Origin of the sequence: Pseudomonas sp. Leaf127 (assembly GCF_001423155.1) — a bacterium.
Classification (GTDB): domain Bacteria; phylum Pseudomonadota; class Gammaproteobacteria; order Pseudomonadales; family Pseudomonadaceae; genus Aquipseudomonas; species Aquipseudomonas ovata.
On record NZ_LMOA01000007.1, the window covers coordinates 42,252 to 67,906 of the forward strand.

Annotated in this window: 23 protein-coding genes and 1 pseudogene; 14 read left to right on the forward strand and 10 right to left on the reverse strand. The window is 61.7% G+C overall.

All coding sequences use genetic code 11. The features are described 5' to 3' along the window. Positions 1-320: 320 nt before the first annotated feature. Entirely contained in the window at positions 321-872 is a 552-nt protein-coding gene (locus tag ASF84_RS06810) for a serine/threonine protein kinase (RefSeq protein ID WP_156684166.1), read from the forward strand. Between the two features lie 421 nt (positions 873-1,293). On the opposite strand, the gene ASF84_RS06815 is transcribed toward ASF84_RS06810, so the two are convergent. The 3 genes and pseudogenes from ASF84_RS06815 to ASF84_RS06825 all read right to left on the reverse strand — a co-directional run bounded on the left by ASF84_RS06815 (position 1,294) and on the right by ASF84_RS06825 (position 2,947). After that, on the reverse strand, positions 1,294-1,767 hold the full coding sequence (locus ASF84_RS06815) for a nuclear transport factor 2 family protein (RefSeq protein ID WP_056836564.1): 474 nt from the start codon (positions 1,765-1,767) through the stop codon (positions 1,294-1,296). Positions 1,768-1,777: 10 nt separating this feature from the next. Next, positions 1,778-1,946: pseudogene (locus ASF84_RS06820) on the reverse strand (cyanase); the annotation flags it as partial. 44 nt (positions 1,947-1,990) lie between these two features. Continuing rightward, positions 1,991-2,947 carry an alpha/beta fold hydrolase gene (locus tag ASF84_RS06825; protein WP_082481401.1) on the reverse strand — a complete coding sequence of 319 codons (957 nt, stop codon included), beginning with the start codon at positions 2,945-2,947 and terminating at the stop codon, positions 1,991-1,993. Positions 2,948-3,114: 167 nt separating this feature from the next. Between ASF84_RS06825 and ASF84_RS06830 the strand changes: the two genes are divergently transcribed. Beyond that, positions 3,115-4,005, forward strand: coding sequence for a LysR family transcriptional regulator (locus ASF84_RS06830; RefSeq protein WP_056836568.1), 891 nt, complete (start codon positions 3,115-3,117; stop codon positions 4,003-4,005). Positions 4,006-4,226: 221 nt separating this feature from the next. Here the strand turns inward: ASF84_RS06830 and ASF84_RS06835 are convergent, their stop codons facing one another. The 3 genes from ASF84_RS06835 to ASF84_RS06845 all read right to left on the reverse strand — a co-directional run bounded on the left by ASF84_RS06835 (position 4,227) and on the right by ASF84_RS06845 (position 7,868). Beyond that, on the reverse strand, positions 4,227-5,246 hold the full coding sequence (locus tag ASF84_RS06835; protein WP_177339453.1) for an AraC family transcriptional regulator: 1,020 nt from the start codon (positions 5,244-5,246) through the stop codon (positions 4,227-4,229). After that, the gene (locus ASF84_RS06840) at positions 5,246-6,259 is read right to left on the reverse strand and encodes an AraC family transcriptional regulator (RefSeq protein WP_177339454.1); all 1,014 of its coding nucleotides are present in this window, start codon (positions 6,257-6,259) and stop codon (positions 5,246-5,248) included. The genes ASF84_RS06835 and ASF84_RS06840 overlap by 1 nt, the downstream gene beginning before the upstream one ends. Positions 6,260-6,611: 352 nt before the next feature. After that, positions 6,612-7,868, reverse strand: a complete 1,257-nt coding sequence (locus ASF84_RS06845) for an OprD family porin (RefSeq protein WP_056836573.1) — start codon at positions 7,866-7,868, stop codon at positions 6,612-6,614. A gap of 361 nt (positions 7,869-8,229) precedes the next feature. Here ASF84_RS06845 and antA point away from each other — a divergent pair, with 361 nt between their 5' ends. The 8 genes from antA (at position 8,230) to ASF84_RS06885 (ending at position 15,891) form a co-directional block, all read left to right on the forward strand. Continuing rightward, entirely contained in the window at positions 8,230-9,633 is a 1,404-nt protein-coding gene (gene antA / locus ASF84_RS06850; protein WP_056836574.1) for an anthranilate 1,2-dioxygenase large subunit, read from the forward strand. A 2-nt stretch (positions 9,634-9,635) separates the two neighbouring features. Continuing rightward, entirely contained in the window at positions 9,636-10,127 is a 492-nt protein-coding gene (antB, locus tag ASF84_RS06855) for an anthranilate 1,2-dioxygenase small subunit (RefSeq protein WP_056836684.1), read from the forward strand. A 17-nt stretch (positions 10,128-10,144) separates the two neighbouring features. Further along, positions 10,145-11,167 (forward strand): anthranilate 1,2-dioxygenase electron transfer component AntC, encoded by a 1,023-nt coding sequence (gene antC / locus ASF84_RS06860; RefSeq protein WP_056836576.1) that lies wholly within the window; start codon positions 10,145-10,147, stop codon positions 11,165-11,167. Between the two features lie 128 nt (positions 11,168-11,295). Continuing rightward, the gene (locus ASF84_RS06865) at positions 11,296-12,456 is read left to right on the forward strand and encodes an ABC transporter substrate-binding protein (RefSeq protein ID WP_056836578.1); all 1,161 of its coding nucleotides are present in this window, start codon (positions 11,296-11,298) and stop codon (positions 12,454-12,456) included. Positions 12,457-12,519: 63 nt separating this feature from the next. After that, positions 12,520-13,431 (forward strand): branched-chain amino acid ABC transporter permease, encoded by a 912-nt coding sequence (locus tag ASF84_RS06870; RefSeq protein WP_056836579.1) that lies wholly within the window; start codon positions 12,520-12,522, stop codon positions 13,429-13,431. A gap of 9 nt (positions 13,432-13,440) precedes the next feature. Then, the gene (locus ASF84_RS06875; RefSeq protein ID WP_056836581.1) at positions 13,441-14,466 is read left to right on the forward strand and encodes a branched-chain amino acid ABC transporter permease; all 1,026 of its coding nucleotides are present in this window, start codon (positions 13,441-13,443) and stop codon (positions 14,464-14,466) included. Next, positions 14,463-15,212, forward strand: coding sequence for an ABC transporter ATP-binding protein (locus ASF84_RS06880; protein WP_056836583.1), 750 nt, complete (start codon positions 14,463-14,465; stop codon positions 15,210-15,212). The genes ASF84_RS06875 and ASF84_RS06880 overlap by 4 nt, the downstream gene beginning before the upstream one ends. Next, positions 15,205-15,891: an ABC transporter ATP-binding protein gene (locus ASF84_RS06885; protein ID WP_056836585.1), complete on the forward strand. Its 687-nt coding sequence runs from the start codon at positions 15,205-15,207 to the stop codon at positions 15,889-15,891. Before ASF84_RS06880 ends, ASF84_RS06885 begins: the two co-directional genes overlap by 8 nt. Positions 15,892-16,077: 186 nt before the next feature. Here the strand turns inward: ASF84_RS06885 and ASF84_RS06890 are convergent, their stop codons facing one another. From ASF84_RS06890 to ASF84_RS06905, 4 genes are all read right to left on the reverse strand, one after another. Beyond that, the gene (locus tag ASF84_RS06890) at positions 16,078-17,421 is read right to left on the reverse strand and encodes a putative bifunctional diguanylate cyclase/phosphodiesterase (protein ID WP_056836587.1); all 1,344 of its coding nucleotides are present in this window, start codon (positions 17,419-17,421) and stop codon (positions 16,078-16,080) included. Between the two features lie 152 nt (positions 17,422-17,573). After that, complete coding sequence (locus tag ASF84_RS06895; RefSeq protein WP_056836589.1) at positions 17,574-18,521, reverse strand: SphA family protein; 948 nt, start codon at positions 18,519-18,521, stop codon at positions 17,574-17,576. Positions 18,522-18,644: 123 nt separating this feature from the next. Beyond that, complete coding sequence (locus tag ASF84_RS06900; RefSeq protein WP_056836592.1) at positions 18,645-19,412, reverse strand: coniferyl-alcohol dehydrogenase; 768 nt, start codon at positions 19,410-19,412, stop codon at positions 18,645-18,647. A gap of 39 nt (positions 19,413-19,451) precedes the next feature. After that, positions 19,452-20,927: a benzaldehyde dehydrogenase gene (locus ASF84_RS06905; protein WP_056836594.1), complete on the reverse strand. Its 1,476-nt coding sequence runs from the start codon at positions 20,925-20,927 to the stop codon at positions 19,452-19,454. Positions 20,928-21,206: 279 nt separating this feature from the next. On the opposite strand from ASF84_RS06905, the gene ASF84_RS06910 reads away from it, so the two are divergent. The 4 genes from ASF84_RS06910 to ASF84_RS06925 all read left to right on the forward strand — a co-directional run bounded on the left by ASF84_RS06910 (position 21,207) and on the right by ASF84_RS06925 (position 25,600). Beyond that, positions 21,207-22,997, forward strand: coding sequence for a sigma-54-dependent Fis family transcriptional regulator (locus tag ASF84_RS06910; RefSeq protein ID WP_056836597.1), 1,791 nt, complete (start codon positions 21,207-21,209; stop codon positions 22,995-22,997). 597 nt (positions 22,998-23,594) lie between these two features. Beyond that, the gene (locus ASF84_RS06915; protein WP_056836599.1) at positions 23,595-23,927 is read left to right on the forward strand and encodes a hypothetical protein; all 333 of its coding nucleotides are present in this window, start codon (positions 23,595-23,597) and stop codon (positions 23,925-23,927) included. Positions 23,928-24,128: 201 nt separating this feature from the next. Next, positions 24,129-24,659, forward strand: coding sequence for a sigma-70 family RNA polymerase sigma factor (locus ASF84_RS06920; RefSeq protein ID WP_056836602.1), 531 nt, complete (start codon positions 24,129-24,131; stop codon positions 24,657-24,659). Continuing rightward, positions 24,656-25,600, forward strand: coding sequence for a FecR family protein (locus tag ASF84_RS06925; protein ID WP_056836604.1), 945 nt, complete (start codon positions 24,656-24,658; stop codon positions 25,598-25,600). Before ASF84_RS06920 ends, ASF84_RS06925 begins: the two co-directional genes overlap by 4 nt. Positions 25,601-25,655: the final 55 nt, after the last annotated feature.

Consider the following 25,655-nt stretch of genomic DNA (forward strand, 5'->3'; position numbering starts at 1 on the left):
TCAGAGAACCAGGCATGAAACGAGAGCGTGCCAGGCATCAGCACCATCGCTGAACGTGTAGAGTTCAGCGTTGGGATAACACCTGTTTGCCTGTTTCTGATTCGGGTGCCAGTGTGCAATAGGCTTTTCTGGATTGCATATGTTTTTCGGCAAGAGGCTTGCCACTCAATTTCAGTGGGCCTTGAGACAGGTAACCGGATAATTTCGTCCATTCATGCGCGCTGGCTGTCAACTGCAAGCTCGGGGATACACCCTGTTCGAGATGGCTCGGATACCTACAAGGCCGAGACATTTCATTTGCGCCTATCGGAGCAATGACCATGAGTGCCAATATCGATTGGATCGTCGTGCTGGATGCATCGCTGGAAGAGGCAAAACCGTTGGCGCAAAAGGTCAGGGACTGGCTCATGACGCAACAGGTCGTCTCCTCGTCAGCCCCCGAAGCACTCTCGTGGGTCGGGAACGACTTGCTCGGTCGTGGCATGATGGCCGCGAACTGGGAGACCCATCCGGCAGGGGATCGTTCTGCGCAGTGCGGGATGCAAACCATTATCGAGCGGCGCGTATTCCATACCGGCGATAACGGCATACAGGGATTTGCATGCCCGATCTGCAAGGCCACGCACAGCCCCGATGACCTGCCGTGGAGTGACGCAGTAGAAGCCTGGTATTCAGCAGAGCCTGACGACTGCATGCAATGCCCTGCCTGCCATGCCAGCCCTGGTATCGTTGACTGGACGTTCCTGACGTGCGAATGGGGCTTTGGCAACCTCGCCTTCGGTTTCTGGAACGGGTCCATCGACCAGCGCCTGGTGGAGCAGATTGCCTCTATCACCGGCCACCGCTGCCGGCTGGTTCACGAACATATATGACGCTACGCCAATGTCTGAATGATCAAGTCAAAGCGCTTTAATTATCCGATTCCTGTCACCGCGCCATAAATCCTGACAGACCATTGCCAGACCTTTAAAACGCGAGACGCCGATGATGAACGCCCGGAGAATGACCCACCAAGACAGAGGAACAGTCGGAATAGCGCTCGACTTTACGGGTTGTAAATGAGCATTCCGACCAGGATCGCACACGTCCAGACTCACGCACGACCCTGTCTTTAACGCAGCGATGGCAACGCAGGTAGTTTTTAGACGTACCCTATGGAAGTCGCTGATGACATCCCTTGTGCATCAGGCCAGTCAGCTCGCACAGCGACAGAGTGAGCGCCCATTTAACCTGTCATGTCTGTTGAGGGCGACGGAACTGTTGGTCGTCTCTATCAACGAAGGTAAGGGCGCCTTAAAGACCAAGCTCACTCAAGCCAGGATGGTCGTCCGGACGTCGCCCCAAAGGCCAATGGTACTTGCGATCGGATTCAGCAATCGGCAGGTCATTGATACAGGCAAAGCGCCGTTGCATCAGCCCGTTCGCGGCGAACTCCCAGTTCTCATTACCGTACGACCGGAACCAGTTGCCCGAATCGTCGTGCCATTCATAGGCGTAGCGCACGGCAATACGGTTATCGGTAAAAGACCATAGCTCCTTGATCAATCGGTAGTCCAACTCCTTGCGCCACTTTCGTTCGAGAAATGCCTGAGCCTGAGCGCGACCTTCGATGAATTCGCAACGGTTACGCCAGGCCGTGTCCTGGGTATAAGCCAGAGCGACTTTAGCCGCGTCTCGGGAGTTCCAGCCATCCTCAGCCCCGCGGACTTTCTCAATAGCGGTGTCGAGGGTGAATGGCGGTAATGGCAAACGTTTTTCTTCACTCATTTGGGCGTCCTCAGAACTGTTTGTGCGGCAGGAATGTTCCATCCAGGGTCATCACTGAGCGCGATCCCCCTTGTGATTTTCGACTTTTTAATGTCCAGCTTGAACTTGATCGCGCTGATGAAGCCGCCGAATTGCTCCTGCGCCCATGCCTTGAGTGCGGTGCCGTAGACCTGCACCAGCAAGCACACCGCCCGCCGTTGCAGACGTGCGATGAGGCTTATTTTTACGGCACCAGATTCCGGTCTAGGAAACGGTGGATTTCGCCGCTGATCTCGTTCAAATGTGTTTCCAGTGCGAAGTGCCCGGTGTCATAGAAATGCACCTCAGCGTTGGGAATATCACGCTTGAACGCTTGCGCTCCTGCGGGAAGAAAAAACGGATCGTTCTTTCCCCAGACGGCCAGCATCGGCGGCTGATAGGTACGAAAATACGCCTGGAACTCGGGGTAGCGCTTCACGTTGGTGGCATAGTCCAAGAACAGGTCAAGCTGGATTTCATCGTTACCTGGTCGCGAGACGAACGCGTCATCCAAGGTGTACGTTTCAGGTGCGATACTGTCAGGGTTCGCTACGCCATGGGTGTATTGCCACTTGATTGATTCTGGTTTGAGTAACTCACGCAATGCGTTGCGATGCTCGGCAGTGGGAGCGCTCCAGTAACGTTGAATCGGGTTCCAGCCCTCGCTGAGGCCCTCAACGTAAGCATTCCCGTTTTGGCTAATGATTGCAGTGATTCTATCGGGGTGTGCGACGGCCATCCGCCAGCCTACAGGCGCGCCGTAGTCGAAGACTTCAAGAGCGTAGCGATTCAGCGCCAGCGCTTCAGTAAATCCATTCATGGTTTTGGCGATGTTGTCGAACGTGTATGAGTACTTCGCCCGATCAGGGCTGTCCGAAAATCCAAAACCCGGGAAGTCAGGCGCAATCACGTGGTAACGGTCCGCCAGCTTCTCAATCAAGTCGCGATACATGAATGATGACGTAGGGAATCCATGAAGCAACACGATGGTGGGCGCCGAGGGATCGCCCGCTTCCCGATAGAAGATGCGGACTCCTTGTACCTCTACAAAATGATGTTGGACGTCGCTTGCCCTTTGGGGGCTGATTTCAGCTGCTTCCACGCCTGCGATGGTGAGCGCTGCACTGAGGGCAGTGGCGGCCAACAAATTGTTAATGCTCATGCAAGCTCCTTGGACGCTGAAAAAAAGATAAGGGGTCTATCAGGCGGTCAGTTCATGGCTTATCAAGCGCCAGGCGCACCCACTTGACAGAGCTATATTGCCTGTTTCAAGCAAGCCACATAATCCGAGAATATCGGCAACCTCCCTACCAGATAATGGAATACTCAATGGACAGATTTGAGGCAATGAAGCTGCTCGTGGCTGCGATTGATGCTGGCAGCCTGACGGCAGCCGGACGGCTAGCCGATATCCCCCTTACCACCATCAGCAGGAAAATTTCTGACCTAGAGAAGCTGATAGGTAGCCGTTTATTGATTCGAACCACGCGCAGGCTCTCGTTGACCGATGCCGGGGTGGCTTATGTGGCTGCGGCGCGCCGAATATTGGAGCAGCTGGAGGTTGCCGAACGCGAAGCTGCCGGAGAATTCACTGTCCCCAAAGGCGAACTGGTCCTGACCGCGCCAATCATGTTCGGCCGGCTGCATGTCCTGCCGATCATCAACGCGTTTTTAGGTGAGTTTTCCGAAATCAACATCCGTCTCTTGCTTTCTGATCGCAACGCTCACCTCGTTGACGATCACGTGGACATGGCTGTGCGCATTGGAACACTCGCTGATAGCGGCATGATCGCCACTCAGGTAGGCGCCATGAGAACTGTAATGTGCGCGAGTCCCAGGCTGCTGGACACTTATGGAAGACCTGAATGCCCCGCCGATCTGCAGAACTTGCCAACCGTGCGATTTGACGCCCCTGTGCCTTTTCAACACTCAAAACATGGCGTGGCAGAATCAACGAGGCGGATTACCCCGCGCTTATCGGTGACGACCGCTGACGCAGCAGCGCAGGCCGCCATTGATGGAGTTGGAGTCGTTCAGTTGTTGCACTACCAAGTCGCGGAAGCGATCAGCGAGGGACGGCTGGAGATTGTGCTGGATAAATACGAGCCTTCGGCGGCGCCTATCAACCTGATCCACATGTCACCTGGGCATATGCCCCTGAAAATGAGGCGGTTTCTGGATTTTGCTGTTCCTCGGTTTCGTCAACGCCTGGATCAGTAAACTCGGCAATGGAATGCGTAATCAATGCCTTCTCATAAGGCTCATACGCCAAGTTGGCTAAGCGTTTTTACACACTCGGGGCCGATAGCTGATTTACAGGCCCTGCAAGTGCAGCCTCTCTAGCAGTCTGCACAGCCCCCCTCACGCGTGTAATGTCGCTCTGGTTTCACGCCCGGACTCAGCCCCACGCAGACAGCTCTGCCGAAAATATCAGCCGCACCTCATCCTGCAGCCGTCTGATGCGGCAATTCACCAAAACGCTCTTTGTAATAGCGCGCAAAACGCCCGCCATGGGTAAACCCGTGGGCCATGGCCACCTCCGTGACGCTCAGCTCACGTCGCTCCAGCAGACAGTCACGTACCGCCTCCAGCCGCAGGTTACGCCAGCGCTCCATGGGCGTTTGCGCGTAGGCCCGCTGGCACAGGGTGTTGAGGCTGCGCATGCTGATGCCGGCTTGCGTGGCCAGTTCACCCAGCGACAGGGCGTCGCCCAGGCGGCTGCGCATCAAGCCTTCGATACGCTGCAACTGCCGCAGCGCCTGGCGCCGGGCCGGGGACTCAAGCACCGACAGCGGCGTTTGTGCGTCATGCGGTGGGTGGGTAAGCAGAAACAGCGGCAGGCTTTCTTCCAGGTGCCGCAGCCAGTGGCCATGCAGCGGCTGGCTGGCACTGTCGTCGAGCTGCGCCAGCAACTCGTCCACCCGCCGCAGCCAGCCACGCACCTGAGTGTTATCGAGGCAATAAGCAGCCGGCAGGTTGAAATCCGCCGCCAGCCCGCCCTCGTCCACCAGCCGCTGCTGGGTCAGGCGCAACAGCGAGCGCGGCACCTTGAGCAGCAGTTGCTCGCAGCCGCTGTGCCAGACCAGACGCGCCTGGCGGCTCGGCGACAACACCGCCACCTGCCCTTCTTCCAGTTCCAGCGCCAGGCCGTCGCATTCGATGCTGGCGCGGCCGCGCAGGGGCATCTGCATCAACACGAAATCGGTAAAGGGTCGTGGCCGGACTTCGACCTCGGCGCCATAGCGCAGCACGAACAACTGGCAGCGCCCGACTTCGGCGCGAAAGAACGCCGTATCGACACGGCCGCTGCGCCAGCTCAGGTCATGCTCGACCAGTTCACGGGCCAGCAACCGGTGGCTTTCCTGGCGCGAATGGCTGGTGAACACCGGGGTCTGGCACAACCGCGACAGGTCAAGCGCTGCGCTGCCATTGAGCGCAGGCTCCATCGACGTGGCCATCATCACTGCGACCGCCCGAGACGGGCCAGATTGCGCTGCAAGGTCATGCTCGGGGTTTCGTTGAACAGCTTGCGGTATTCGCTGGAAAAGCGCCCCAGATGGGTAAAGCCCCAGCCCAGGGCGATCACCGAGATATTGCGCGACGAGGTGTCTTCGAGTATTTCCTGGCGGGCGGCGCTCAGGCGGTATTTTTTCAGGTAGGCCATGGGCGACATGCCGAAGTATTTCTTGAAGCCTTCGAACAGTTTGAAGCGCGACACCCCGGACATGGCCTCGATGTCCTCCAGGTGCAACGCTTCGCGAGCGTGGTCGTGAATGTATTGCTTGGCGCGCACCAGGTAATGCGGCAGCTTGACGCCTACGACGCTGCGCAGCTCTTCGGAATAGTTATTGGGCTGGGCCAGGATCAGGCCCTTGATCAGCGAGCTTTCGATGTCGCGGGAGAAAAACGTCTGGTCGTACAGTTCGCGGCTGCGCTCCAGTTCGCCGATAAAGTAGCGCGCCATGCGCCACCACGAGGCCGAGGCGCCATTGACGGCGTCCATCAGCGGCTCGAAGCGCAAGGGTGTGTCCAGCGAACGCTGCAGCATGTCTTCCAGGGTGTGGCGCATGGCGGCGCGGGTAATGGCCACTTGCACCTTGCGGCAGTCGCCTTCGATCGACAGCGCCTGCCCTTCATGCGGCGAGATGATGATCGCGTGATCGGGGTCGGAGGTGACTTCAAAGCCCTGCTTGCTCAGGTGCTGCGCACCGCTCAATGGCAGGCTGAGGCTGTAGCTGTTGAGGTGCTCGGCGTCCTCGATGCCGATGGTGACATCCGTGCCATAGGCAATAACGCCCAGGGTGGTGGACATCGACTTGAGCACGTTGCCGCTGTGCTGGAACCGGATACGGCTGGGGTAACGGGTGTCGAGCAAATGGGGCCCGCAAATGCCGGCCATCCACTGTCGTGCACCCTTGAGGTCATAACCTTCGATCCGGATATCCCGGACCTGTCCGTCTGCTGTTGTCGTCATCAGGGCACCCACGGCTGTTTCATGGACGCGCTCTGGCGGCACGCCTTTGTTTTGAAAGAGCAATCTTTATGCCGCCGCCCGCCCGTAAGGCGGCCGGCGAAATATGTGGATAACATTTACCTAATTAGTGGACAGCCGTCTACACGCCACCGCTCTAGCCTGCGCCACCTGAAAACTGCACGCGCAGGACTAAAAGCAGAACCACGCTGCAAAAAAGAGCAACCGTTCATTATTTGCACAGTTGTCACGCATGAGAGGGCACCGCACTGGGTATTACTTGCCCAGCCGGTGTTACCTGAAGCGCTGCGCTAAAATCTGCATTTTTAGAAGCGCGCTTACAAGACGTGTCGACTTACCAGAATTTCCAGGTGTAGGTCGTAATCAGTCGGTTTTCGTCAAAGTCATTGCCGTGGCGGAACTTGACGTTGATGTTGCGTAGTTCCACGCCCAGGTTCTTCAGCGGCCCGTCCTGCACCACATAAGACAGATAGATATTGCGTTCCGACTCGCTGTTATCGCTTAAGGCCCCCCGGTCGATGTCACTGCCACGAATGTAACGGGTCATCAACTTCATGCCCGGCACGCCCACGCCGGCAAAATCAAAGTCGTAGCGCGCCTGCCAGGATTTCTCGTTGGGCTTGATAAAGGCAATGGCCGACCAGTTCACCAGGTAAGGCTGCGGCGCATAACCGTTGAGGGTCGGAAAAGCGCTGTCGCCCAGCATGCGCTGGTAGCCCAGGCCAAAGGCGTGGGCGCCCTTGCGCAAGGTGGTCATGGCACCGTAGGAGCGGTTATCGATGCGGCCGTACAGGGCATCGCCGTCTTCCTTGTTGTTGAAATAACGCAGGTCGGTCTTGAGCTTGTAGCCGTCACCCAGGTCACTGAGGTAGGTCACGCCCAGGTAATGCTGGCGGTAGATGTCTTCGAGCTGCCCGTAAAAGTAGGTGCCGGTCAGGTTGGGCGTGAACGCGTAGCTGGCGCCACCGAAGTTCAGGCCATCGCTGCGCCGCTGCACGTCGGGGCCGTTGAACAGGTACATTTTTTCGCTGTTGGACGACTCACGCCCGCTGATCTCGGTAAAGCGCCCGCCGGTGAGGGTCAGCTTATCCACTTCCTTGGACTCGATCAGCGTGCCGTGGTAAGTGGTCACCAACTGCCGCGAATCGTCGAGGTAAGCCACAGGCAAGGTGGGCCGGTGCTCACCGAACCTCAGCTCGGTCTTGGAGTAGCGCATCTTGGCGGTAAAGCCGCCACGCCCATAGTCGGTGGCCTGCTCCTGCTTGCTCTTGCTGTAGGGAATGATGCCGTCCGGGCCGCGGCCGCCACCGCCGTCGAGCCGATAGGCGTACTGGGCCGAGGCGTCCAGGCCAAACTGCACCGGGCCTTCGGTGTAGCCCGAGATAAAGCGCAGGTCAAAACCCTGGCTCCAGTTGCCGACCCGTGAGCGGGCCGGATTTTCACCCTTGAAATCGCGGTCGATATAAAAGTTGCGCAAGCCCAGCGACAGCTGGCTGTCGTTGATGAAATCGGCGTGGGCCAGCATCGGTGCAAACAGGCCGGCCAGGCTGGCGGTGTGCACACAACGGGTCAACCAACTCGCTTGAAACATGACGTATCCCTCAGTTACGGCGCAACCAAGACGGCTGCCCCAATCGTTGGCAGTGGGTGCTTTATTAAAATTTTTAGCGTCAGTCATTATGGGCGCTGCCGCGACGGTGAAACACCGAATGGGCAGTCGGGCTGATTAGGCAGAATTAACGCAGCGCTCGCTATCCCGTTAATCGGGTATTCATATCCAGTTACTTGTTTTGTACCTGACCCGCCCCTGAATCGCCCGCCGGGCCGGGGCGCGCACTTTATGGACTGTGTTTGCCGACAAAGCGGATAGACCGGTTTCGGGGCACCTTGTCTAATGCCAGCCACACGCAACTTATTAATGGCACCCAGTCGCAACAACGAGGTGAGCGTAAATGAACAGTGCAAGAAGCCCGGAACAATGGAAACACTTTATTGAAGGCTGCCTGGACTTTCGCCCGGCCGACGGTGTTTACCGTATTGCCCGCGACATGTTTACCGAGCCTGAATTGTTCGACCTGGAAATGGAACTGATTTTCGAAAAGAACTGGATCTACGCCTGCCACGAAAGTGAAATCGCCAACAAGCACGATTTCATGACGATGCGCGCCGGGCGCCAGCCGTTGATCATCACCCGCGACGGCGAAGGCCGCCTCAATGCCCTGATCAACGCCTGCCAGCACCGCGGCACCACCCTGACCCGCGTGGGCAAGGGCAACCAGTCGACCTTCACCTGCCCCTTCCATGCCTGGTGCTACAAGAGCGACGGACGCCTGGTCAAGGTCAAGGCGCCGGGTGAGTATTCCGAAGGCTTCGACAAGGCCACTCGCGGCCTGAAAAAGGCCCGCATCGAAAGCTACAAGGGCTTTGTGTTCGTCAGCCTGGACGTTGAAGGCACCGACTCGCTGGAAGACTTCCTGGGCGACGCCAAGGTGTTCTTCGACATGATGGTCGCCCAGTCGCCCACCGGCCAGCTGGAAGTGCTGCCCGGCAAGTCGGCCTACACCTACGACGGCAACTGGAAGCTGCAGAACGAAAACGGCCTGGACGGTTATCACGTCAGCACCGTGCACTACAACTATGTGGCCACCGTGCAGCACCGCCAGCAGGTCAACGCCGAAAAAGGCGTCGCCGGGGCCGACACCCTGGACTACAGCAAGCTGGGCGCCGGCGACAAGGAAACCGACGACGGCTGGTTCGCGTTCCACAACGGCCACAGCGTGCTGTTCAGCGACATGCCCAACCCGGCCGTGCGCCCCGGCTACAGCACCATCATGCCGCGCCTGCTCGAAGAGTACGGTCAGGGCAAGGCCGAGTGGATGATGCACCGGCTGCGCAACCTGAACATCTACCCGAGCATGTTCTTCCTCGACCAGATCAGCTCGCAGCTGCGCATCATTCGCCCCCTGGCCTGGAACAAGACCGAGATCAACAGCTTCTGCCTGGGCGTGGTCGGCGAGTCGGATGCCGACCGCGAAAACCGCATCCGCCAGTTCGAAGACTTCTTCAACGTCTCCGGCATGGGCACCCCCGATGACCTGGTGGAGTTCCGCGAGGCGCAGCGTGGCTTCCAGGCCCGCCTGGAGCGCTGGAGCGACATTTCGCGCGGCGAAGGCAAGTGGGTCGAGGGCGCCACGCCCAACAGCGAAACCATCGGCATCTCCCCGGCCCTGACCGGCACCGAATTCACCCACGAAGGGCTGTACGTCAACCAGCACAGCAACTGGCAGCGCTTCATGCTTGAAGGCCTGGCGCGCAAGGCCGCCGAAGAGCAACCGTTGAAACTGCGTGAGGTATGAACATGGATTCGCAACTGCAATACCGCATCGAGCAATTTTTCTACCGCAATGCCCAGGCCTGTGACAGCCAGGACTGGGATGCGTACCTGGCCATGTTCAGCGAAGACAGCGAGTTTCATTTGCCGCAATGGGATTCGGAGCACGTCTACACCACCGACCCCAAGAAAGGCATGTCGCTGATCTACTACCCCAACCGTGGCGGCCTGGAAGACCGGGTGTTCCGCATCCGCACCGGCAAGGCGGCCTCGACCATTCCGATGCCGCGTACCTTGCACCTGATCAACAACGTGCGCATCGCTGAGCTGGACGGTGGCGACCTCGAAGTCAAGGTCAACTGGCACACCCTGTACTACCGCCTGCAGACCGCCGAGGCATTTTTCGGCCACGCCACCTACCGCCTGCGGGCGGATGGCGACAGCTGGAAGATCAGCCGCAAGCATGTGGTGCTGCTCAACGACACCATTAACTCGGTGCTCGATTTCTATCACCTCTGACGCGCGGACATCCGGATATGAGCCACAAGGTCGCATTCAGCTTTGCCGACGGGAAAACCCTGTTTTTCCCGGTGCAATCCCATGAAATCCTGCTTGATGCCGCGCTGCGCAACGGCATCAATATTCCGCTCGACTGCCGCGAGGGCGTGTGCGGCACCTGCCAGGGTCGCTGCGAATCGGGCCAGTACAGCCAGGATTATGTCGACGATGAAGCGCTGTCGGCCCAGGACCTGCTGGAACGCAAGATGCTGACCTGCCAGACCCGGGTGCAGTCGGATGCGGCGTTCTATTTCGACTTCGATTCCAGCCTGTGCAATGCCGCAGGGCCTGGCCGGCTCAAAAGCATTGTGCGGGCGGTCGAGCAGGTTTCGCCCAACACCGCCATCCTGCACCTGGACGCTGGCGTCGACGGCCAGAAGCTCGACTTCCTGCCCGGCCAGTACGCCCGGCTGCAAGTGCCGGGCAGTGAAGGCATGCGCTCGTATTCGTTTGCCAACCGCCCCAATGAGAGCAACCAGTTGCAGTTTCTGATCCGCCTGCTGCCGGACGGGCTGATGAGCAACTACATCCGCGAGCATGCGGTGATCGGCGACGAAATCCTGCTTGAGGCGCCATTGGGGGCCTTCTACCTGCGTCACGTTGATAAACCGCTGGTGTTCGTGGCCGGCGGCACCGGGCTGTCAGCCTTCCTCGGCATGCTCGACGAGATCGCCGAGCGCGGCTGCGGGCAGCCGGTGCACCTGTACTACGGCGTACGCAACGCCGCCGACCTGTGCGAAACGGCGCGCATTGCCAGCTACGCCGAGCGCATCCCGGGCTTTCGCTTCACCCCGGTGATCAGCGACCCGAGCCCGGACTGGGACGGCAAGCGCGGCTACATCACCGAGCATTTCGACCTGGCGGAGTTTCGCGATCAGGACCTGGACATGTACCTGTGCGGCCCGCCGCCGATGGTCGAGTCGATCAAGCAATGGCTGGCCGACCAGACGCTGGAGCGCACGCGCCTTTACTACGAGAAATTCACCGAAAGCAACACCTGACCCTGCACGCCGGCGCTGGAGAGCCAAAACCACAATCAAGGCGCCGGTTTACCCATGATTCACCCTTTTTTACTGCCCTCGACTAACAACTACTTCGTGCGCGATGCGCGATTCATTAAGGCGGCATTATGAAAACACTATTGGTGGCAACCTTGCTGGCAGCCAGCGGCGCAACGAGCCTGTCGGCCTGGGCCCAGGACCCGGTGCGCATCGGCTTTATCACCACGCTGTCGACGCCGGCCGGCTACCTGGGCGAAGACTCCCGCGACGCGTTTCAACTGGCCATCGACCAGGAAAACGGCAAGCTCGGCGGGGTGCCGGTCAATCTGGTGGTCGAGGACGACGGCCTGCAACCGGCGCGGGCCAAGCAGATCGTCGACCGCATGAGCCTGGACGGTATTTCCCTGTACACCGGGGTGATCTTCTCCAACGTGCTGGCCGCCGTAGTCAACACCGCCACCAAAGACGGCTTCTATATCAGCAACAACACCGGTCCTTCGAACCTGGCCGGCAAGCAGTGCAAGCCCAACTACTTTGTCGCCTCTTACCAGAACGACACCATTCACGAGATGGCCGGGGTCGCGGCCAACGACCTGGGCTACAAGAAAATGGTCATCCTGGCGCCCAACTACCAGGGCGGCCGCGATGCACTGGAAGGTTTCAAACGCACCTTCAAGGGCGAGGTGACCGAGATCTACACCAAGCTCAACCAGCTGGACTTCTCGGTCGAACTGGCACGAGTGCGCTCACTGGCCCCGGACGCCATCTTTGAATTCCACCCGGGCGGTGCCGGCATCAACTTCGCCAAGCAGTACGGCAGCTCGGGTCTGAGCAAGACCATCCCGATGGTGGTGCCGGTGTTCTCGATGGACGAACGCATGCTCGCCGCCACCGGCGATGTCGCCAAGGGCACCAACGTGGTGACCCTGTGGAACCCGGGCTCCGACAACCCGGCCAACCAGGCCTTCGTCAAGGCCTTCACCGACAAGTACAAGCGTGTGCCGACCGTCTATGCCGCGCAGGCCTACGACACCGCCCGGCTGATCGGTGCGGCCCTGAAAACCGTCGATGGCAACGTCAAGGACGCCGATGCCTTCCGTAATGCCCTGCGCAACGTCAAGTTCGACTCCATTCGCGGCAACTTCGCTTTCGGCAAGAACCAGCATGCGGTCATCGACTGGTACCTGCTGCGGGTCGAGGCCGATGCCAACGGCAAGCTGGTACAGGTCCCGGTCAAGACCATCGCCACCGCGCAAGTGGACAGCTTTGCCGCCGAATGCACCCTGTGATTCGACTTTTGGGCCGCGTGCCGGCCCCTTCGGGGGCCGGCACTTTGCGTAGGACTTTTCAGCATGCTGCTACTTGAACAAATCCTCAACGGCCTGCAGTACAGCGCCCTGCTGTTCCTGCTGGCTTCGGGCCTGACGCTGATCTTCGGCATCATGGGTGTCATCAACCTGGCGCACGGCGCGTTCTACATGGTCGGGGCCTTCTGCGCGGCCTACACCGCCTCGGCCAGCGGCTCGTTCTGGCTGGCGGGTCTGGCAGCGATTGCAGGCTCGGCGCTGTACGGACTGGTGATCGAGACCGGCATCATGCGTCGCCTCTACACCCGCGACCACCTCGACCAGGTGCTGGCGACCCTCGCGGTGGTGTTCTTCACCAACGAGCTGATCACCGTGCTGTTCGGCCGCAGCCCGCCGGCCATGCCCACGCCCGAGTGGTATGGCACCTTTGTCGAAGTGTTGCCCGGCCTGATGTACCCGGTCAGCCGCCTGTTGTTCATCGCTGCCGGCATCGTGGTGGCCATCGCCATGTGGCTGCTGATCAACCACACGCGCCTGGGCATGCTGATCCGCGCCGGGGCCGATGACCATGAAATGGTCGGCGCGCTGGGCGTCAACATTTCGCGCCTGTACACCCTGGTGTTCGTCTTTGGCTGCGTCTTGTGCGGGCTGGCCGGGTTCATGGCCGCGCCGCTCTTGTCGGTGGAAATCGGCATGGGCGAAAAAGTGCTGATCACCACCTTCGTGGTCATTGTCGTGGGCGGTGTCGGCTCGGTGCGTGGCGCCCTGGCCGGCGCCCTGCTGATCGGCATGGTCGACGGTCTGGGCCGGGCCTATATCCCGCAGCTGCTCGACCAACTGGTGCCGGCGCAGATCAGCGGCACCTTGAGCGGCGGGCTGATTTCCGCCAGCGCCTACATCGTCATGGCCATCGTGCTGCTGGTCCGTCCGCGCGGCCTGCTGCCTGCGCGCGCCTAGGAGAAACCCATGTCTCGTCGAGTCCTGATTGACTTGTTGTGCCTTGCCGTCTTTGCCCTGCTACCACTGCTGGCCTCGTTGCTTGATGAACCGTTTCTGGTCAGCCTGTTTACCCGCCTGGCCATCTACGGCATGGCAGCCGCCAGCCTGGACCTGCTGATCGGCTACGGCGCGATGATCAGCTTCGGCCATGCCGCGTTCTTTGGCCTGGGCGGCTATGTGGTCGGCATCGTCGGCTTTCATACTGCCCAGGCCATGCCGCTGTGGGGCTGGGAAGGTTCGAGCAGCGCGCTGGTGGTCTGGCCGCTGTCGCTGCTGGTCTGCGCGCTGTTTGCGCTGGTGACCGGCTACCTGTCGCTGCGTACCAGTGGCGTGCAGTTCATCATGATCACCCTGGCGTTCGGGCAGATGCTGTACTTCGTGCTCAGTTCGCTGTCGCTGTACGGCGGCGACGACGGCATCCTGCTCACCGAACGCAACGCCGTGCCGGGGCTGGATATGGACAGCCCGGTGCAGTTCTATTACCTGTGCCTGGGGTTGCTGGTGGCCTGGCTGCTGTTCTGCCGGCGCCTGGTCAACTCGCGCTTCGGCTATGTACTGCGCGGCCTCAAGCAGAGTGAACGGCGCAGTATCAGCCTGGGCCTGCACCCGCTGCGCTACCGGCTGACGGCGTTTGTGATTGCCGGTGTCGGCGGCGGCCTGGCCGGCATTCTCTGGGCCAACTACGCCATGTTCGTCAGCCCCGACATGGGCGCCTGGCACAAATCCGGTGAGTTGATGGCGATGGTGATCCTCGGCGGCGTCGGCACCCTGCTCGGCCCGATCCTGGGCGCGGCGGTGTACCTGGGCCTGGAGCAGGTCCTGAGCCTGTGGACCGAGCACTGGCTGCTGATCTTCGGCCCCATCCTGCTGGCGGTGGTGCTGTTCGGCAAGAAGGGCTTGTACGGACTGCTGCTCAGTCCCCTGCCCGCCCGGCGCCGTAAACAACCGGCGCCGGTCCCGACCGCCGCCGTCAACAGCGAGGTGCCGCAATGAATGCGCAACTGTCGATCCAGAACCTGGAAAAAACCTTCGGCGCGGTCAAGGCCACCAACAACGCCAGCTTTGATATTGCCCCGGGTGAACTGCACGCCATCATCGGCCCCAACGGTGCCGGCAAGTCGACGCTGATCGCGCAGATTGCCGGCGAGATCACTCCCGACAAGGGCCGCATCCTGCTCAAGGGTGAGGACATCACTCAGGTGCCGGCCCACAAGCGCCCCGGCCTGGGCCTGGCGCGGGCGTTTCAGGTCAGCCAGCTGTACCCGGAATTCACGCTGCTCGAAAACGTCGCCATCGCCATCGCCGCCCGCGAGGGCAAGACCTTTGGCATGTGGAAGCCGCTGGGCAGCGACCCGGAACTGATGCAGGCGGCTGCAACCTATCTGCAACGCGTGGATCTGGGGGCTCGGGGTCAGTCGCCGGTAAACGAGCTGTCCCACGGTGAGCGCCGGCAACTGGAAATCGCCCTGGCCCTGGCGCAGGAAGCCTCGGTGCTGCTGCTGGACGAACCCATGGCCGGCATGGGCGCCGAGGAGTCGGCACGCATGACCCAACTGCTGCAGGCGCTCAAGGGGCGTTACTCGATTCTGCTGGTCGAGCACGACATGGACGCGGTATTCGCCCTGGCCGACCGCATCACCGTGCTGGTCTACGGCCAGACCATCCTGACCGGCAGTGTCGAACAGATCCGCAACGACCCGCACGTGCGCGCCGCCTACCTGGGAGAAGAACATGCTTGAAGTCAGTGGATTGCAGGCCGGCTATGGCCTGAGCCAGGTGTTGTTCGACATGCACCTGAAAATCGAGCAGGGCCAGGTGGTATCGCTGATCGGGCGCAACGGCATGGGCAAGACCACCACAGTCAAGTCGATCATGGGCCTGCTCAAGCCCACCGCCGGCAGCGTACTGATTCACGGCCGGGAAATGCGCGGTGCCGCGCCCTACCGCATCGCCCAGGCCGGCCTGGGCCTGGTGCCGGAAGGCCGGCGCGGCTTCGGCAGCCTGAGCGTGCGCGAAAACCTGCTGGCCACCGCCACCAGGGGCAAATGGGACCTGCCGCGCATCTATCAGTTGTTTCCGCGTTTGCAGGAACGTCAGGACCAGTTGTCCAAGACCCTGTCCGGGGGCGAGCAGCAGATGATGGTGATCGCCCGCGCCCTGCTGACCAACCCGCAGCTGCTGATTCTCGACGAAGCCACCGAAGGCCTGGCGCCAATCATCCGTGAAACCATCTGGAGCTGCCTGGCGAGCCTGAAAAGCGAGGGGGAAACGATCCTGGTGATCGACAAGAACCTCAAGGAAATGGCCCGGGTCGTCGATTGCCACCACATCGTTGAAAAAGGCCGCCAGGTCTGGCACGGCACGCCTGCACAACTGGCCGAAACCCCCGAACTGTCACAACGTTACCTGGGGGTCTGACGCCAACCGCGCAGGAACGACCACCGGTCGCGAATGCTGCGGTACAGGCGCGGCAGGGTGCCGGCTTGACGGCCTCCTTCGCGACCGTTGGTCGCTCCTACGGTTTGTGTAGCGCCCGGACTCAAGGCATGACGCACATTCGGTAGGAGCGGCTTCAGCCGCGATGGCCATACTGCGGCCCATCGGCTACGTTTGTTGAGCCTGGATAAATTCACTCACCGGTACAGGGCGACCAAACAGGTAGCCCTGAAAGGCCACGCAGCCCATTTCGGCCAGGCAATCACGCTGCGCCGGGGTTTCCACACCTTCGGCAATAGTGGCCACGCCGAGCACACCCGCCATTTCAATGATCTTTCTCACCAGTTCGCGTTTGCTGGCGTCGTTTTCCAGGTTGCTCACGAACGACTGGTCAATCTTGAGCTCATCCAGCGGTAGCGCCTGCAGCAAGGACAGCGATGAGAAGCCGGTGCCGAAATCGTCCAGCGACCAGGAAATACCCTCCTGGCGCAAGGCTTTCATTTTCGAGGCGATCAATTGCAGATCACTGGCCAGGGTGGACTCGGTCATTTCCAGGCGCAGGCGGTTTGATGGGGCACCGACCCTGGTCAGAATCGCACGCACATCCTCGACAAAACCGGGAGAGGCCAGTTGCAAGGGGCTGACATTGACCGACAGCATCAGGTGATCGGCACCGGGTAACTGTGACCAGGCCTTGAGGTGCCGACAGGCCAGTTCCAGCACCATCAGGCCGATTTCATGAATCAGCCCGGTCTCTTCGGCCAGCGGGATGAACTCGGCCGGTGACTGCACGCCATGACCAGGTCGGTCCCAGCGCAGCAACACTTCGGCGCCAATAATCCGGCCTTGCGCCGAGACCTGCGGTTGCATGAAGGCACACAGTTCATGCTGGGCCAAGGCCCTGGCCAGCGCGGCGTATTGCTCGACCTTGCTGCTCAGGTCCTCGCGAAAGATCGCCAGCACACCAATCGTCAGCACCATGGCCGTGAGGCAATTCAAGGCATGACCGAGTTCATGAATCTCGGCCGGCAACAGTTCAAGCGGGGCACCGAAACTCACCGGATGGATGGCCAGCAGCACCAGCATGGCAAAACACAGGCTCGGGAACACCCAACGCAGGTAGACACCCTCGCTGCGAAACAGCAAGAACGTCGCCGCGCCAATGGGAATGAAGAACAGATGCGTCGAGCGGGAAATCGCCGCCGTCGGTGTGTCGGCGATGCTGGCAAACAACGTCATGAGCACCAGTACATGGGCAATGGTGCCCAGCGAGAAGCGCTCCAGTTTTCTGGACAGGTACAGGCAGGCCGACCCTAGCAGCATCAGCGCAAACAACAGTAACGCCAGCACATCCATGCCGTGGCTGGCGTAATAGATGCCCCAGCCCAGGCCATGCAACACACAGGCGCCACCGCCAAAGCGCAGCAGGCGCTGTATGCGCGGCCATTGGGATTTATCGGGAAATTTGCGTGCGACCCACTCCCTGCTCCACTGCGAGCGTATTTCTTTCACACCAGGCCCTTTTATGCGGTCAAGTCACGGCTGCCTGACCCTTCGCAAGGCGGCATTTGCATGAAATCCTGGCGCCCTCTGTCAAAGGGCGGCCAGGGCGCATTATGGATGCAATTCATGCAGCACGCGCTATTGAATGACCCGCGACAGACCTAGAATTTATGCAACCAATTGAGCACCATCTTGTTGCCTTGGGTGCGGTTTTCCGCTTCCTGCTCGAAGTAGGCATTGACCGACAGCACGTTCTCCTTGTTGAACGCATACACCAGCCCCGGGCCGATGGCCCAGACCTTTTCCCGGCGCCCGCTGACGGCGTGGCCGTCGACCTCGGTGTCGGTGATCTGCTTCAACCAATAGCCATTGAGCCCCAGGCTCAGCGACTGGTCGATGGCGTACTGCAACGTCAGGTTGGCGTGCAGCGCCTGACCGGCCTGGGTGTCGGAGACTTCGCCGAAAGCGACTTGAGGGTCATCGTTCTTGCCGTTCCACAGGTACATGAAGCGCCCGCTGGCCGACCACTTGGGATTGAACCAGTAGGTGGCGGCGTAGTACGGATTGAACGACCAGAAGTTGCTGCCGGGGTTGATCGAACGCCGGCGATCGTAGCGGCCCACCGGAATCGCCACGTCGACCTCGACCCGCTGGGTCAGCAAGGGACTGCCATCGGCGCGGGTCAGGGTCGGCAGTTGCAGGAAAGGGCCGACGATGACATCACCAAAACCTGCGCGGGAACTGAGCGCCGCATTGTTCAGGCCATCGTCGACATCGACATGTGCCAGCGAAGTATTGATGACGGTAATGCCCGGCATGGCGCCGTTGGCCAGCGGCTGGCCCACATAGATGATCTGCGTGGTCGGCGCCACCACTTCCAGGTCCTGCCGGGGCAATGGCAGTTTGTTGCCATTGGCGTCGTTGAAACGGCTGGCCCGGGAATACGTCAGGTACTCCTCCAGGTACCAGCCAGGGCCGGCCGGCGCCGGTGAGCCGTCATAGAAGCTGGTGCTGCCCAGATTGAGGCCGGGCAAGTCATAGGCCTGGGTGGCTGACGACAATGCACACAATGTCATGGGCGCAACGATCCGCAAGAATGGCTTGAGCATCTTGTAAGTCCTGTATTTTTGTTGTTGTTCAAGACCCCACAGTCCTGTGGGAGGCAGCTCTGCTGGCGACAGCGGTGCAACAGGCGCCGCAGAGGTGCGGGTTGTCAAACGCTGTCGACGCCCCTAGACATAGGTCGCGGCCAGCCCTCCGTCCACCGGCAGGTTGACGCCATTGACCCAGCGCGACGCGTCCGAGCACAGAAAGGCAATCACCGCCGCCACCTCGTCAGCCAGCGCCGGGCGCGTCATGCGCGTGCTGTCCTGCGCCACCCGCTCAGGCCCGAGCATGCTGACAAAATCCCCCAGGATGGGCGTGAACACCGGCCCCGGCGCCACGCAGTTCAGGCGCACGCCGTGGTCGCGAAACCAGGCCTGCGATTGCGCAAAGCTCCAGACGATCAGCGCTTCCTTGAAGTACTGATAGCAACCGTCCTGCGCCACCGGGTTGGCCGCCAGCCACTGACAGGCCTCGGCGTGGTCGCGGGTGGCCGCCAGGGCCTTGTGCCGCTCAAGCCGTTGCGGCCATTGTGCGCCCAACACCGAGGCCACATTGACGATGCTGCTGCCGGCAGGCAGACGCGGTAGCAGCTTTTGGGAGAGGTGACGCACGCCCAGGTAATTGACCGTGGCCACGGCCTCGACCGGCGCCGTGCCGGGCACCCCCGCAATGTTGCACAGCGCATCGACCCGCTCGGGCAGGCGTGCCACCAGCGCCTCGATGCTGGCTGCATCACCGAGGTCGGCCTGGAAGAAACCGTCCAGGGTCAGTTGCGGCTCATGGCGATCCACGCCGATCACGCGGGCGCCTTGAAAGCGCGCCAGCCGGGCCACCTCGGCACCAATGCCAGATGCCACGCCAGTCACCACCAGGGTTTTATTGTGCAGGTTCATGTTCAGCCCTCTTGTTTATTGTTGTAAGGCAAAGGGGAATCAGAAGGGATAGGCAGGCGGCACATTCTTGACCGTGACCCACTGCCACTGGCTGTATTCGTCCCAGTCGGCCGGCCCGCCCACGCTGCCGCCATTGCCGGAGGCGCCACGTCCGCCAAAGGGGTTGCTGCATTCGTCGGCCACGGTCTGGTCGTTGATGTGCAGCAGGCCGCAGTCAAGCTGCTCGCCGATGGCCATGGCGCGCCCCACCGAAGGCGAGATCACCGCCGCCGCCAGGCCGTATTCGGTACGGTTGGCCAGTTCGATGGCCTCTTCGTCGCTGGCAAAACTGACCACCACCGCCACCGGGCCGAAGATCTCGTGCTTGAACGCCCGCATGCCCGGACGCACCCCGCTGAGCACGGTGGGCTGGTAGAACAGCCGGTCGTAGTCGCCCCCCGTTTCCAGCCGGGCACCGGCCTGCACACTGTCATTGACGATGTCGTGCACGCGCTGCAACTGCCGCGCGTTGATCAACGGCCCCAGCGCCGCTTCGCCACGGGCGGCATTGCCCACGGTCAGCGCCCGGGCCTTGGCCACCAGCTTGCGGATGAATGCCTCGGCGATGGACTCATGCACCAGGATCAGACCGGTGGCCATGCAGATCTGCCCTTGATGCAGCCAGGCGCCCCAGGCCGCATTATTGGCGGCCTGGTCCAGGTCGGCGTCTTCGAGAATGATCAGCGGGTTCTTGCCGCCCAGTTCCAGCGCCACTTTTTTCAGGCTCTGCCCGGCCACGGCGGCCACCTTGCGCCCGGCGTCGGTCGAGCCGGTAAAGGCGATCATGCGCACATGCGGGTCACGGCACAGCGCCTCACCCACCGGGGCATCGCCTGGCAACACCTGTAACAGTCCCTTGGGCAGGCCGGCCGCCTCGAACAGCCGGGCGATGAGAAAACCGCCGCTGACCGGTGTCTGCGGGTCGGGCTTGAGCACTACCGCATTGCCGGCGGCCAGCGCCGGTGCCACCGAGCGCAACGACAGGATCAGCGGGAAATTGAACGGCGAGATCACCCCGACCACCCCGTGCGGCAGGCGCTTGGCGTATGACAACCGCCCTGCGGCGCTGGGCAGCACCAGCCCGTGCGGTTGCGACAACAACCCTGCCGCCTGGTGCAGCAGCACGATGGCCTCGCGCACTTCATGTTCGCCCTTGAACAAGGCGCCGCCGGTTTCCCGGGCCACATACAGTGCCAGCTCGGCAAAGGCCTGCTGCGCCACGGCAGCCGCCTTGCGAAAAATCTCGGCGCGTTCACGCGGGCCCAGCGCGGCCCAGGCCGGCTGGGCCTTCGCGGCCTGCTCGCAGGCTTGGGCCATGTCGTCGGGCGTGGCCATGGCGCAGCGCATCAAGGGCTCGCCGTTGGCGGGTTCGATCACCGGCAGCACGGTTCCCGAGCCGGGAATCCAGTCGCCGTTGAACAGGCATTCGCACGTAAGCGCACGGTGCAAAAAAGGGGTGGTTTCAGTCACTGACATGGCAACTCCGGTTCTTATCATTGTCATCGCTTGCACCGGTCTTGAACGGTACAAACGCCGCAACAAGCCTTGAGCAAGGGCTGTGCCGTCGGGCAGCCGGCCTTCGAAAATAAAAGGTCGATGCGTCTGCCCGGCGGCTTTGCACGGCTCGCACCCCGGCCTGCTGCTCAGGCCCGGTAAAAACCTGCAACCAGACGCTTGTTCATTTGAGAAGGTTATGTTTAATAACTATCTCGCCGGTTGTTCATATCGTTAACCCAGCGTTACAGGGGCCGAACCATGACTCACCCTCACGATGCCCAGCCTGACCCTGCCGACTACCACCCGCGCGGCGACAGCCGGCAATTGAGCGACAGCAGCTCGCCCACCCCGGCCGAGCTGACCGACTGCCTGTTCTTTTCTCCCGAAGACGGGCGTATCTGGCTCAATGACCAGCGCATGCTGCTGTTGCACAGCTCTTCGTTCGGCGCCTTGCGCCGCGAGATCATCGAACGCCTGGGGCTGGAGCAGGCGCGTGGCCTGTTCACCCGCACCGGTTACGGCTGCGGCGCCCGCGACGCACGGCTGATCCGCGAGCGCTGGCCGCATGCCGATGCCGCCGCGGTGTTTCGCGCCGGCACCCACCTGCACACCCTCGAAGGCATGGCCAAGGTGCAACCGCTGCACTTCAAGTTCGACGCTGATTCGGGCTTCTATGAAGGCGAGTTTCTCTGGCACCACTCCTGCGAGGCCGATGAGCATCTGGCCGCCTACGGCATTGGCCAGGACCCGGTGTGCTGGACCGAAATCGGCTACGCCATCGGTTTTGTCAGTGGCCTGTTCGGGCAGATGGTGATTTTTCGCGAGGTGCAGTGCCGCGGCATGGGCCACGACTGTTGCCGGGTCATCGGCAAGACTGCCGAACAGTGGGGCGATGTCGGGCAGGACCTGGGCTACCTGAATGCCTCGCAGGCCGTGCCCCGCCCCGACGTCGCGCTCCAACCCGGCACACCGCCAGCCAAAGCCGCAACGGGCAGCGCGCCACCGACCCTGATCGGCGCCAGCGCCGCCTTCAATGCCGCCAGCCAGGCGCTGCAGCGGGTCGCCCTGACCCCGGCCACCGTGCTGATCAGCGGCGAGTCCGGGGTGGGCAAGGAAATGTTTGCCCGCCAGCTGCACCAGCTTAGCCGACGGCGTGACAGCCCCTTCGTGGCCCTCAATTGTGCGGCGATTCCGGACAACCTGATCGAAGCCGAGTTGTTCGGGGTCGAGCGCGGGGCCTACACCGGCGCTACGCATTCAAGGCCCGGGCGCTTCGAGCGCGCCCAGGGCGGGACGCTGTTTCTCGACGAAATCACCTGCCTGAGCCTGCCGGGGCAAAGCAAGTTGCTGCGTGCCTTGCAGGAACGGGAAATCGAACGCATCGGCGGGGTGCGCGAGATCAAGGTGGATGTGCGTGTGGTGGCGGCCACCAATATCGACCTGCGCCAGGCGGTGGCGGATGGCTCCTTTCGCGAAGACCTGTTCTACCGCCTCAATGTCTACCCCATCGCCCTGCCACCGCTGCGCGAACGCCGCGATGACATTCCGTTGCTGATCGACGCGTTTCTCAAGCGCTTTTGCCAGGACTATGCGCGCACCCCGGCCGGTCTGACCATGCGGGCGCTCAAGGTACTGCTGCGCTACCCCTTTCCGGGCAACGTGCGCGAGCTGCAGAACCTGATCGAGCGCGGCCTGATTGCCAGCGATGACGGCCAGCCCATTGATCTGGTGCACCTGTTTCGCAATGAACCGATGCCATCGGACCCTTACGAAGTCGACGGCCACGGCAGCCTGTCGACCGCCGCCCTGCGCCAGGCCGCCTCGGCTGCCACCGCAGCGCCAGCGTTACTGGAAACATTGGGGCAGCAGGACCCGGGCTTCTCTATCGAAGGGCTGGAGGCGCGGCTGGTCACCGAGGCCTTGCAGCACAGTGCCGGCAACCTGGCCGCCGCCGCCCGCTTGCTGGGCCTCAGCCGTGCGCAATTTGCCTATCGCCTGAAGAAACACCAGCGGCGGGGCCAGAATCCATCGGTCTCATCAACTGCGTAGGAGCGACCAACGGTCGCGAAGAAGCCAGCCCAGCCAGCCCCCTGCTGCGCCTGTGCCGCAGCTTTTCTTGCTGGGCCTGAATTTGCCTATCGCCTGAAGAAGCACCAGCGGCGGGTCCAGAATCCATCGGTCTCATCAATTGCGTAGGAGCGACCAACGATCGCGAAGAAGCCAGCCCCCTGCYGCGCCTGTGSYGYAGCTTTCGCGACCGGTCGCTCCTACGGGATCGTGCCGTTCTTGCTGGGCCTGAATTTGCCTATCGCCTGAAGAARCACCAGCGGCGGGCCTAGAATCCATCGGTCTCATCAACTGCGTAGGAGCGACCAACGGTCGCGAAGAAGCCAGCCCAGCCAGCCCCCTGCTGCGCCTGTGCCGCAGCTTTCGCGACCGGTGGTCGCTCCTACGGGATCACCTGCAAAGGTCATGAAATCACCTTGGCTGATAGGCATTGGCCACTAGTACACGTGTGCTAATGACCGGGGCACGGGGCATCGTTATAGTTTTTCTCACCCATTCAACGCAGCGCACGCACGGCAAATCGCCCATGCGAGGCCTCGTTGCGCGTCGAAAAAACCGATAGCCCAAGGAAGAAGTCCGATGAAACTGCATGCCCCTGCTACCCGTCTTGCCCTGCTGAGCGCCCTGTTCATCGCTGTTGCCGGGTGCAGCAATATGAAGCCCACCGAGGATCACCTCAAGACCCTGGCCGAAACCAACACCGGCGAGTCGGTCTCACGCGTGTCCAATGTGCGCAGCGACTCCATGCAGACCTACTTCACCGCCAGGACTTCGGCCGGCGACTACAACTGCTCGGTGCCCAGCGGTACCACTGGCGGGATGATGGCGGTGTCCACCTTCGGGCTGGTCAAGCCCACCGCCGTGTGCCAGCTCAAGGGCACGCGTGGCAATGCGTTGCAGCCATTTCAGTGAGCCGCATACGCCAGCCTGCACACCTGATGCAGGCTGGCATGCGCTGAGCGATCATCACCTTTACTTGAGCCTGCACAGTCGAGCCTCCCCTCACTCACCTGTTGATCCAGACCCTGCAGTACAACGGCTGAAGACACACCTGTTGCATCGCCGGTGGCTTACCGGCATCATTTGATAACAATTTTCATTACCTTTTAAGCCATGACGCCACTCGCTTCCACTGCCACGCCTCTCAGTGCCCGCAACCGTGTGCTGCATCAGTTATTTGGCGATCATCATAACTGGCTGCTGGGGCGGTTGCGGGCGCGGCTGGGCTGCCGGGAAGAAGCCGCCGACATGGCGGCGGAAACCTTTGCCCAAGTGGTGGCTGCACCTGACCTGCAGGCCATCCGCGAGCCGCGCGCGTTGCTGACGACCATCGCCAAGCGCCTGGTGTTTGCTTCCTGGCGCCGCCGTGACCTGGAACGCGCCTACCTTGAAACCCTGGCGCAGCAGCCTTTTACCTATGCACCTTCGGCCGAAGAACAGGCCCAGGCCCTGCAAGCCTTGTGCGCGCTGGACAGTTTGCTGGAGGGCTTGTCACCCATGGGCCGCAGTGCGTTCCTGTACAGCCAGCTAGATGGCCTGACCTACGCTGAAATCGGTCAGCGCCTGGGTATTTCCGCGCCTCGTGTGCATGCCTATGTGGTCAAGGCGCTGGGCCTGTGCTACTTGGCGCTGGAACCGGCATGAGCGCAGGCCACTTGCCGCCGGCAGTGGCCGAAGCCATCGAATGGCTGGCACTGCAACGCTCAGGGCACATGAGCGCCGTCGAGCAGCAGCACTTCGAGCAGTGGTTGCACGCCAGTGACGACAACCGCCAGGCCTGGCAGCGACTGGAGCAACGCCTGGGCCAGGCGTTCAGCCAGGCGCCCGAGCAGTCACGCGAGCTGTTGCTGCGGGCCGGGGCCGGGCGTCGGCATCTGTTGCGCGGGGCGCTGGGCATCGCCGGGCTCGGACTGGGCGCGGGGTGGTTGCACGGCCAGGGACTATGGCCGCACCTGGCCGCCGATCTGCAAACCGGGGTGGCGCAGCGCCGGCCGTTCACCCTTGTCGATGGCAGCCGGGTACTGCTCAATGCCGGCAGCCGGGTCGACCTGGACTTCAAGGCGCAGCAACGCACGCTGATCCTGCATGAGGGCGCCTTGAATATCGAGGTGGCCGCCGACCCGGCGCGGCCGCTGGTGGTGCGCACCCGCTTTGGTGAAGCCCGGGCGCTGGGCACGCAGTTCAGCGTCGCCCTGGCCAAGCACGGGGCGCAGGTGTGGGTGCAGTCCTCAAGGGTGCAGGTCTCGGTGGCCCATGCAGCGCCACTTGAACTGCGCGCCGGCCAGGGGGCCTGGCTCGATGGCCACAGCGTGCGTCGGCTGGACCCAAGCCAGGCCCGCGCTGCCGCCTGGGAAGATGGCCTGCTGGAAGTGCACGACCAGCCGCTGGACACGGTCATCCAGGCCTTGCGCCCTTACCGCCACGGCTGGATGCGGATCACGCCCGAGGCCGGCGCCTTGCGCGTTTCCGGGGTGTTCCGGCTCGACGACAGCGAACAGACCCTGCGCACCTTGCAGGAGGTGCTGCCCATCAGCGTCCGGCAACCCCTGGGTTGGTGGACGCACATCGACCTGCGCGCGCAATAATTTTTGCAGCCCCGTTAATAAACACCCCGCTCGCGCCACAAGGCTGGTATCGACT